Origin of the sequence: Rhizobium sp. 3T7, from assembly GCF_020166565.1 — a bacterium.
Taxonomy (GTDB): Bacteria; Pseudomonadota; Alphaproteobacteria; order Rhizobiales; family Rhizobiaceae; genus Rhizobium.
This window is the reverse complement of record NZ_JAIQXS010000025.1, coordinates 73,094-83,511: the sequence shown is the minus strand read 5'-3', so window position 1 is coordinate 83,511 and position 10,418 is coordinate 73,094. Positions and strand designations below refer to the sequence as shown.

Annotated in this window: 7 protein-coding genes and 1 pseudogene; 4 read left to right on the top strand and 4 right to left on the bottom strand. The window is 58.9% G+C overall.

Going from position 1 to position 10,418, the window contains the following annotated elements:
- Positions 1–335: 335 nt before the first annotated feature.
- From K9B32_RS25365 to K9B32_RS25350, 4 genes and pseudogenes are all read right to left on the bottom strand, one after another.
- Positions 336–1,358 carry a DUF4105 domain-containing protein gene (locus K9B32_RS25365; RefSeq protein WP_224567368.1) on the bottom strand — a complete coding sequence of 341 codons (1,023 nt, stop codon included), beginning with the start codon at positions 1,356–1,358 and terminating at the stop codon, positions 336–338.
- A 150-nt stretch (positions 1,359–1,508) separates the two neighbouring features.
- The gene (locus K9B32_RS25360) at positions 1,509–2,039 is read right to left on the bottom strand and encodes a DUF1269 domain-containing protein (protein ID WP_224567365.1); all 531 of its coding nucleotides are present in this window, start codon (positions 2,037–2,039) and stop codon (positions 1,509–1,511) included.
- Positions 2,040–2,119: 80 nt separating this feature from the next.
- A pseudogene (locus K9B32_RS25355) lies at positions 2,120–2,261 on the bottom strand (haloacid dehalogenase-like hydrolase); the annotation flags it as partial.
- A gap of 189 nt (positions 2,262–2,450) precedes the next feature.
- Entirely contained in the window at positions 2,451–3,590 is a 1,140-nt protein-coding gene (locus K9B32_RS25350; protein WP_224567376.1) for an alpha/beta hydrolase, read from the bottom strand.
- Positions 3,591–4,018: 428 nt separating this feature from the next.
- Between K9B32_RS25350 and K9B32_RS25345 the strand changes: the two genes are divergently transcribed.
- From K9B32_RS25345 to K9B32_RS25330, 4 genes are all read left to right on the top strand, one after another.
- A complete protein-coding gene (locus K9B32_RS25345) occupies positions 4,019–5,212 on the top strand; it encodes an MFS transporter (protein WP_224567362.1) in 1,194 nt (397 codons plus the stop codon).
- 314 nt (positions 5,213–5,526) lie between these two features.
- Positions 5,527–5,862 (top strand): hypothetical protein, encoded by a 336-nt coding sequence (locus K9B32_RS25340; protein ID WP_224567359.1) that lies wholly within the window; start codon positions 5,527–5,529, stop codon positions 5,860–5,862.
- A 203-nt stretch (positions 5,863–6,065) separates the two neighbouring features.
- Positions 6,066–7,745: an ABC transporter ATP-binding protein/permease gene (locus K9B32_RS25335; RefSeq protein WP_224567356.1), complete on the top strand. Its 1,680-nt coding sequence runs from the start codon at positions 6,066–6,068 to the stop codon at positions 7,743–7,745.
- A 69-nt stretch (positions 7,746–7,814) separates the two neighbouring features.
- Positions 7,815–10,262 (top strand): phosphoketolase, encoded by a 2,448-nt coding sequence (locus K9B32_RS25330; protein ID WP_224567353.1) that lies wholly within the window; start codon positions 7,815–7,817, stop codon positions 10,260–10,262.
- The last annotated feature ends 156 nt before the right edge of the window (positions 10,263–10,418 follow it).

The window sequence follows — 10,418 nt, the reverse complement described above, 5'->3', positions numbered from 1 at the left end:
TGACAGAACAGACAGTGCGGCAAGGATTGCATATCGGTGCATAGGGTCTCCAACGGGATGCTCGGCGATTCTCTAAGAAATTATTACCGCCTATGGTTAATTTTTCACTTCTCGATACCCCTTAACCACAGTCCAAAAGGAAGCATGCGTGATGACGAAACGGAGGCGTTGCTGCCGGCCATTTGAGCGCGCCCCGCACGCCAATTGCATGAATATGACGATGCCGCGATCCGAGTGCACAATCTAAAATACCGATGTAACAGCGGCGCGCAGCACGCAGTGGATGAGGATCTCCGCGCAAACTCGACTCGTGAGACTTGACGCAGCTTACGTTGTCAACCGCCGTCTAATGTGGAGCGCATGGCCCTCGAGTAGTCGCTCCCCGCCGGGGCGGCGAGTGCCCGGCTGCTGATCGCGGCCTGTTCCCTGACCTCGTCGAGAGGCAGGTCGGTACGGATCAGGCCGCGGTCGTAGAGGTAGTCCGGCAGGTAACCAGATGCGATGATGCGCCAGTCGAGTGGCATGCCGGAATCGATCAGTCGGGCGAGCTTGAAGACGATCGTCGTGCAGTTTGCCGTGATCGTCTGGTAGAATTCGGGCTGTGCCGCCAGCGCGTTGGCCTTTTCAAGGTAGGACAGGAAGAGGGCGCGCGCTATCTGCGGGGAGACACGGAGCGGATAAAGCGACACGCTCTCCCGGCGGATGTTGGTGCGCAGGCGGACGATGTCGCTCTCTTCCGCAGCTATCAGCACCAGTTCGAACTCTTTGAAGAAGCCGCCGATCTCCGAGAATGCCTCGCCTCGTTCCTTTCGGATCTCGGCCGAGAATACGACATGGCGACCATCCGCAAAACCGAAGCTGACAAGGGTATGGGCAATCGCGGGGTTGCTCCAGACGGAGTTCAGCAAATCGACCGACCGGAGCGTGGCGAGGTCATACTGCTCGGTTTGCCAAAACGGATCGAAGTCTTCAGTCGTCCGCCATTGAAAGGTCCGGACGTTGTGCAGGATGATCTGGTCGCCTGTTATCGTTGCGGTGACACCGTGGGCAACGTCGGCCGCCCACGCCCGGTTGTTGCTCGCCTTGATGCCGCTCCACCAGTAGGAAACCGCGAGCATCGCCGCCAGCAGAAGCACACCGGCGAAAAGCGGGCGCCGCCTGATAGTCACAATGGCGATCAGTCCGACGAGAAAGCCAGTGGCGATGATTGGCCATGTCCATGTAGAAGGCGCCTGATAGAAGGCTCCAAGGGCAAACCATCCGGCGAAGGCAATGGCTGCCAGCCGGAAGACGAAGCGAGCGATAAGTACCAGAATTTGCCACTTCCGAGGCTTTGCCGCAGTGGAGATAATTGCCATTGTTTCGCCCCCGCGAACGCGCCTGCCTGCCAATCGGAAGGAGCAATATCGCGCGGCCTTCCAGGACGCGCAAACCACCCAACGACCGACGTCCGCTTCAATGGCGGCCCCGGATCCCACCGGCGGTGCGAGCGGGGCCGCCTCGTTGAATTATGCGGATGCGGCTTCGCTCGAACTGCCTGAGAGCGCCTTGCGCAGCCGCTCCTCTTGATCCGGCGCCAGCGAAGTTTTCAGGACGCGGCCACGCAGCCCATGGAGCTCGGCGAGAACCTTCTCCGGTTGCGCCTTGCGCACGAGGATGAAGAGAGCGGAGGAGGAATTCGGTATGGTCCCGCCAAGAGACCTGATGAACTCGTCGTCGATACCATAGTCAGTGAGCGAGCCGGAGATCGCGCCGGTGCCTGCACCGACGAGGCCGCCGATCGCAAAGCCCGCGAGCGGATTGAGGAACAGCAAGCCGACGAGACCGCCCCACAGGGAGCCGGACAACAAGCCTGATGTGGCGCCGATCGCCGTCAGGTTAAGGCTCTGCTTGAGATGGACCTTGCCGGTCTCGTCTCGAACCACCACGACTGCATCCTCGAGATCGACGAGGTATTCCTTCTTCAGACTGTTCAATTTCAGCAGCACCTTGTCTGCTTCATCCATGGCATCGAAGCCGATGACGACGAGTTCCGACATTGTCCGTTCCTTTCGTTTGATGGCGAGGATATGGAGCATGACGGCTGGCAGACGTGCGCCAGCCCGGGTCTATTGATCGACGCGTAGATCTTCCTCCAGTCGGCTTTCATGTCAACGAGCAACCAATTGCGTGTCGCAGCCTCGTCAAGCGCCTTTTCGAGCATTCCGAAGTCAGATTTGCGCATCATATGCGTATTCCCGATCTGCATCGGTATGATGAACGGTGTCATTGCGAAGTAGGGCCGCATCCAGCCATGACCACTGGTTGGGACAGGCTGGAGCCTCGGGCGCTGCACAATGCTCGTCGCATTTCTCTACGATCCTGCGTTCCCACTGAAGAGGGTCACTCGGTAAGTACGTTACGGTAATAAGCGAGCGTCAAAACGTAACAGCGAGCAGAAGTCCCTTGGCCTACTGGGTCAGCGGCTGTGGCTTAAAGTCTCCCTGAAGAGTTTCGTCGGCAGGGCGTCTCTTGGCCTGCGTCGGCTGCTCAAGCACTGTCACTGGTGCGGCGACAGCCGTGGCGGCAACGTTGCCGATGGTTGTCACCGTGCCCCCGACCACAGCGGTCAGCCCTTGGCCGAGCGAGACATTCGAATCCGTCAGCGTCTGCCCGGTGATGATGCGTTGGCCAATCAGCTGAACGATTTCAGGACTTTCGGCGAACTTGCCATGGTTCAGACCTTCCCCCTTCACCTTGGTAAGATCGATCGCCGTAATGCCGGCAGCTTCGAGTTTCGAGCGATAGGGCTCCACGGTCGGGTCAATCGCGCCCAAACGCGAGACCTTGCCGGTGATGAAGCTTGACACGGCAAGCGCCTTGTCATCCTGCGACACGAAGATCGTGAACTTCGGCGTCGGCGTGCCCATCTCGGCGAATTGCTTGGCGAAGACCTGAATGTCGATATCAGGGGAAGCGAGGATGACGTTGTGAATCTTGCTGTTCACATGGCCGTCGCGGATGCCCATCTGCCGCAGCGACTCCATGGTGAGCCAGGTGCCCATGGAGTGGGCAAGGATCGTGATGTCCTTGACATCCGGGTCCGCGGCGAGCGTTCGCAGCCCCTGCTCGAGTGCTGTGCGCGAGTAGTTGGTGCTCTCCTTGTCGTATTCGTAAGCCGTGAGTTGCGCGCGTGAGGGCCAAGTGAAGAGAAACGGCGTCGCCTCCATGCCGGAATCGTGGACGATCTGGGCGAGGCGGAAAACCGAGTCTTCGTACTTGTTATTGAAGCCATGCACGAAAACCAGCGCGTGACCGCCTTGAATATGCTGGCGAAACCAGGCACGGCCCTGCGCTTGCGTCTCGATCTCTCTGACGCTGGTCACTGCAAAGTCGGTCGCGGGGTTGGGTGGCAGGCGCTTCGGCCATTGGACGGTGCCGGGCTCCCGTTTTGGCGGTATCGAAACGTCGACCGCCGTCAAGTAAGGTTTCGGGCTGCGTTCGCCGGTAAAAAGCGTTGCAGGGTCGCCGGACGGTTCGCGGGTGGTCGCGACCAGCATGCTGACCTGCGAGGTCTTCGGCGTGGCCGCCGTCAGCGCAATCGGTGCCATGACCCCGCTTGGATGACCACAACCGGCAAGAAGTGCGGCGACGAGCAGCGGTGCAATTGTGCGAACAGTGCGGGCAGCGATCACGTTTCCGGTCCCCTCATTTGAAAACGCAAGCACCTTACGGTGGCCGGGCCATAGTGAATGTACTTTACAGTAACCACGCAGATGTTACGTGCAATTCGCGCGAGACGCCCACGTGCTGCGACGAGTTTTGGGCAAGTGTTACCGAACCGCAACGAGTGCACGCCGCTTGTCCTCTGGGCGCCTCCAGCCCGATCCTCGCGACGCTCCTTTCGCCCTTATTTGTCCTTTTGTGAATTCGGTTCACAGATCCTTGGACCAAGTGACCGGTTATCATCGAAATCCAATGCCTCCATATGTTCGCCAGTCAACCACGCCGGCAGGCCGGCAGTCATTTGAGGCACACTATGCCAATTGCTCTCTTTGCTTTGACGATCGCGGCCTATGCGATCGGAACCACAGAATTCGTCATCGTCGGACTGTTGCCGACTGTCGCTTCAGATCTTCATATCAGTCTGCCGCTGGCCGGATTGATCGTCAGCGTCTATGCCTTGGGTGTCACTTTCGGCGCACCCGTGCTGACGGCGCTGACCGGACGTATCGAAAGGAAGCCACTGCTTCTCGGCCTGATGGCACTCTTCGTCATCGGCAACGGCATGGCGGCAATCAGCCCGAACTACGCGCCGTTGCTGGTCGCGCGCGTGCTTTCGGCCTTTGCGCATGGCGTCTTCTTCTCTGTCGGCTCGACCATTGCGGCCGACCTCGTTCCCGAAAACCGCCGTGCTTCGGCGATCGCTATGATGTTCATGGGCTTGACGGTCGCCATCGTCACCGGTGTTCCGCTTGGCACGCTGATCGGCCAGGTCTTCGGCTGGCGCGCAACCTTCGCCGCTGTTGCCGGCCTTGGCGCAATCGCCTTCCTTGCGATTGCCGTGTTGCTGCCGTCGAACCTGAAGAAGGCACCAGCCGCCGGCATCGGTGACCAGATCCGCGTGCTCGGCAGCGGTCGCCTGCTTATCGTCTTCGCCATGACAGCGCTCGGATATGGCGGTACCTTCGTCGCCTTTACTTTCCTCGCGTCGATCCTGCAGGAAATCACCGGGTTTGCCGCCGGCACCGTCGGCCTCATTCTCGTGGTCTACGGCATCGCCATCGCCATCGGCAATGTCGCCGGCGGCAGGCTCGCCAACCGCAGCCCGGTACGTGCCTTGACCGGACTCTTCATCGCCCAGGCAATCGTGCTGGTGCTCTTCAGCTTCACCGCAGCATCGCCCTGGCTGGTCGTTCCGACGCTGGCAGCACTTGGCTTCCTCTCCTTCGCCAACGTGCCAGGCCTGCAGATCTATGTCGTCCAGTTGGCAAAGCAGGTTCGCCCCGCCGCCGTCGATGTGGCTTCGGCCCTGAATATTGCGGCCTTCAACCTCGGCATCGCGGCGGGCGCATGGATCGGCGGTCTGGTGGTCGAGTCCTCGCTGGGGCTTGGTGCAACGCCATGGGTTGGTGCAATCCTCGTCGTGGCAGCGCTGGTTCTAACACTCTGGAGTGGCGCTCTGGATGGCCGCTCGGCATCCGATGCCGACACTGCGAGCCAGCCTGCCTAACAACGGCGACGGGAATCCCCAACATCCCGAAACGGTGGTCGATGCGAGCCCAATTGCGTTGGCCACTGTTACTTTTTTGACGGCGGAGTATCTGTGCCTTAACCCGGCGGAGGAGGCTGGCGCTCCGCGGGAAGCATTCTTTGCCAGGCGTCTCAGATGTTTCTTTTCCCGGTAAAATTGTGTGGTCGTCGACCACAATTTTCTTGCCTAATAGCGGCATGCTGCGACATACTCAGCGCAGCTGATAGCCACTTGTATGCATGCTTCGAAACACCTTGCGCATTTGCGTTCTTCACGCGGTTGGGGTTCGATCAATGGTATATCTGTCGCCTTCTCTCAAAACATCGGTTGCAATACTCGCCACTTGCGGGGCGTCGCTTCTGTCCAGTACATCCGCATACGCACAAGATCCCTTTGACGATTTTCCGCTGGTTATCAGTTGTGAATACAAGGGCACCTACCACGCATTCTATTTGTTGAGGGTGACGAAAGACGGCACCGCCACTTTTTCAGCCTCCGACCGGATTGCGGGCACGATAACGCTGGACGGTAAAGCAAAGGCCGTCGGCGGATCCGATGGGGGAAGTTGCGTGGGCAAAACCCTCAAGGAACTGCGCGCGTCAGGGCAGGCGCACGACCTCAAATCCTAGCCCCGCAACGCCGCGCTTCTGGGCCATTGGCTTCGACCAAGGCCAGCATTCGCACGGGGCGATGGAGAGTTGCCAGGATGTCCTTCGAAATTGGGCTCACAACCTACGTCGCACGAATAGCCTTCGAGGAGGCCGTCAGGGAGGTGGGGCTTCATCTGTAGCGTGAAGCTCAGCTATTGGCGCGACGCGAGGGGGGACGAGGCATGGAAAAGCTGCGAACTCCTTTCAAGGTAACAGCGGGTCGCTTTCTGCGCTCGGTGAGGATTTTCATGTCCTCGCAAGTCGGCGGCGCAGCCAAGCTTCTGACGGCAAGCCTTGTCGCGCTCTTCCTCGCGATCAACGGGCTCAATGTGCTGAACAGCTTCGTGGGCCGGAACTTCATGACGGCGATCGCCGACAGGCAGATCGCGGAGTTCGCCCGGCAAGCCGTATTCTATCTTCTCGTGTTTGCTGGCTCCACGATCGCATCGGTTTATGCGCGCTTTACGGAGGAACGGCTAGCACTCACCTGGAGAGACTTTCTGACGCGTCGCGCCGTCAGTCTCTATCTTACTGACGGAGCCTTTTACCGCCTCGGTGTTTCGGGCGAACTTTCGTATCCGGATCAGCGCATTTCGGAAGATATCCGCGCATTTACCGTGACGACACTGTCTTTCCTGCTGCTGATCTTCAGCAGCGGGCTAACGATCCTTTCATTCTCAGGCGTACTTTTATCCATCAACCCCGTCTTGTTCGCCGTGGCTTTCATTTATGCGGCTTGCGGCTCGCTTCTGACGATCTGGCTGGGGCGCCCGCTCATCAAGCTGAACTACGACCAGCTCGATAAAGAGGCAAGTTTCCGTACGGGCCTCATTCAAGCGAGGGAGAACGCCGAGCGAATCATACTGACCGGCAGTGAGCTGCGCATGAAGTCCTATCTCGCAAGCCGAATTGATGATTTGGTGACCAACTTTCGCAGCATAACATCCGTGAACCGCAATGTCGGCTTCTTCACGACGGGCTACAACTGGCTGATCCAGATCATCCCCGCTTTGATTGTCGCACCCGCCTTCTTCCGCGGTGATATCGAATTCGGGGTGATCACCCAATCCGCGGCGGCATTCGCAATGCTGGTGGGGGCCTTTTCGCTGATAATCAACCAGTTCAACTCGATATCCAATTTTGCCGCCGTCGTGGCGCGACTAAGCATGCTCTTGGAAGCGATAGAGAACTCGCAGCAGCGCGTGGGATCCGATATCCAGATCGTCGACACCAGCGAGGGCCTGTCTTTCGACAAGCTCACGGTACGATCCGAGCGGGACTGCTCGACGTTGTTGCAAGAGTTGACCGTAGCCATTCCGCCTCGTGCTCGCGTTCTGGTGACATGCGCCCGAGAGGACCAAGGGAGCGCGCTTTTCAGGGCCACCGCCGGTGTTGCGTGTCCCGGTTCTGGCCGAATTTTTCGCCCCGCCGGCGAACGGACACGCTTCCTGCCGCAGCAGTCCTATTTTCCGACGGGTACGCTTCGACAGCTCATTGCTCCGCCGGATGCGAGCACAAAAATTCCGGACGAACAAATTTCGCTGCTACTTGCCGAATTCGGACTCGAGCGCATTTCTAAGGCAGACGGATTTCAACAAGAAGTGGAATGGCATACGTCTCTGACGCAAAGAGAGCAGTGCCTGCTGATGCTGGCGAGCGTATGCGTTGCGAAGCCGGATGTCATCTTGCTTGAGAGGGCCGAGGTTGTGGTTGGCTGGGATACACTTTTCCGGATCATGACACGCTTTGCAAATGACGGCATCGCCTGCGTTCATATCGGGAGCGCCGCCAACATATCATCCTATGACGCCATCCTGGACTTTGGCGATAGTGGCGGATGGCAATGGAGGAAACCCACATAACCGCGCAGACGCTTCCGCGGCGTGCAGCACGGAGATTGCGACGACAAGAAAGTCTATAGGAGGCTGACGATGACGAATGCCGCTCTTGCAACCGACGATTATCTGAAAACGAGCACTCCGCTTGGAGCAGAGGAACTCCGCTTGATGGACGCCTACTGGCGCGCATCGAACTATCTTTCGGTCGGGCAGATTTATCTGCTCGACAATCCGCTCCTGAAGCAACCCCTCAAGCGGGAGCACATCAAGCCGAGGCTGCTTGGCCACTGGGGAACGTCGCCTGGCCTGAACATGCTCTATGTGCATTTGAACCGCGTGATCAAGCGCGACGATCTCAACATGATTTATGTGATCGGGCCTGGCCATGGTGGGCCATCGCTGGTCGCGCATGCCTATCTGGAGGGGACCTACAGCGAAGTCTACCCGAATATCGGTCAGGACACCGAAGGGATGAAGGCTTTGTTCAAGCAGTTCAGCTTTCCCGGCGGCATTCCGAGCCATGTCGCTCCCGAAACGCCGGGAAGCATCCACGAGGGTGGCGAACTGGGCTATGCGTTGAGCCATGCCTATGGCGCGGCCTTCGACAATCCGGATCTGATCGTCGCCTGCGTCGTTGGCGACGGCGAGGCGGAAACCGGTCCGCTTGCCACAGGATGGCATGGCAATAAGTTTCTCAATCCTGCCCGTGACGGATGCGTGCTGCCGATCCTGCATCTCAACGGTTACAAGATCGCCAATCCCTGCTTCCTGGCCCGCATCCCCAAGGACGAATTGCGGAAGTTCTTCGAGGGGATGGGCTATGCTCCGCTTTTCGTGGAAGGTCATGATCCTGACAAGGTGCAGCAGCAGCTGGCGGCAGCGATGGATACAGCCGTTGGCGAGATCAACCGGATCTGGGCGGAGGCGCGTGAGAAGGGTAATCTGAAACGCCCGGCGTGGCCGATGATCGTTTTCCGCACACCAAAGGGCTGGACCTGCCCAAGCGAAATCGACGGCAAGAAATGCGAGGACTACTGGCGGTCGCACCAGGTTCCGATGGGCGACATGGATAAGCCGGAACACATCGAGATCCTTCAGCACTGGATGCAGACGTACAAACCTGGAGAGCTCTTTGACGACGACGGTAAGCTGCGCGCCGAATTCGCGGCGCTCGCCCCGGCTGGCAATCGCCGGATGAGCGATAATCCGCACGCGAACGGTGGCCTGGTGCTGCGTGACCTGAAGATGCCGGATTTCCGCGACTACGCCGTTCCCGTGCCGAGGCCCGGGGCGACAATGACCGAATCCGCCCGGGTAATGGGCAAGTTTCTTCGCGATGTCATGAAGCTGAACCTGAACACAAAGAACTTCCGGTTGTTCAGCCCCGACGAGAACAACTCGAACCGCTGGCAGGATGTGCTCGAGGTCACCAACCGCTGCTACATGGCGGAGATCTATCCCGAGGACGATCACCTGTCGCCTGATGGCAGGGTGATGGAGGTGTTGAGTGAGCATCAGTGCCAAGGCTGGCTTGAAGGCTACCTTCTGACAGGACGCCACGGCTTCTTCTCGTGCTATGAGGCCTTCATTCACATCATCGACTCGATGTTCAACCAGCACGCCAAATGGTTGAAGGTGTGTAGTCACATACCTTGGAGGCGGCCAATTGGATCGCTCAACTACTTCCTGAGCTCACATGTCTGGCGCCAGGATCATAACGGCTTCAGCCATCAGGATCCGGGGTTCATCGACCATGTCGTCAACAAGAAGGCCGAGGTGATCCGCGTCTATCTCCCTGCGGACGCAAACACGCTGCTTTCCGTCACCGATCATTGCTTGCGTAGCCGCAACTACGTGAATGTCGTCGTGGCCGGCAAGCAACCGGCGCCGCAATGGCTGACCATGGATGAGGCGATCAAGCATTGCGCCGAGGGCCTCGGCATTTGGGAATGGGCCAGCAATGACAAAGGCAGTGAGCCTGACGTCGTGATGGCGTGCTGCGGCGACGTTCCAACGCTCGAGACGCTGGCGGCGGTGCAATTGATCCGCGAGCATCTGCCCGAACTGAAGGTGCGCGTCATCAACGTCGTCAACCTCATGAAGTTGCAGCCATCAAGCGAGCATCCTCATGGTCTTTCAGACCGCGATTTCGATGCGCTCTTCACCAAGGACAAGCCGATCATCTTCGCGTTCCATGGATATCCCTGGCTGATCCACCGGCTGACCTACCGGCGCACCAACCACGGCAATCTGCATGTACGCGGATACAAGGAGGAGGGGACGACGACGACGCCATTCGACATGGTCGTTCTGAACCAGCTAGACCGCTTCCATCTTGTCGAAGACGTCATCGATCGGTTGCCGCAACTCGGTTCCCGCGCCGCCTACTTCAAGCAAGCGATCCGCGAGAAGCTGATCGAGCACCGGCAATACATTGAAGAGCATGGCGATGACATGCCTGAAATCACCGGTTGGAAATGGGGCGTCCAGGGGCGGCCAGTAAAGACACAAAGGACGTCGACGGAAGGTGACAACACCTAAGGCGTTCGGCCCGCAACGTGCGGCAGGGCGGCGCATCCCGGCGGCCGATGACGTCGGTGCAGTATACAAGTCACTGCTGTGATGACGCTCGGGCGGCGATTTGCATATTGGCGAGTTGATGAGCGCCGTCAGGCGCGAAGCCGTGTGGAAAGGGGA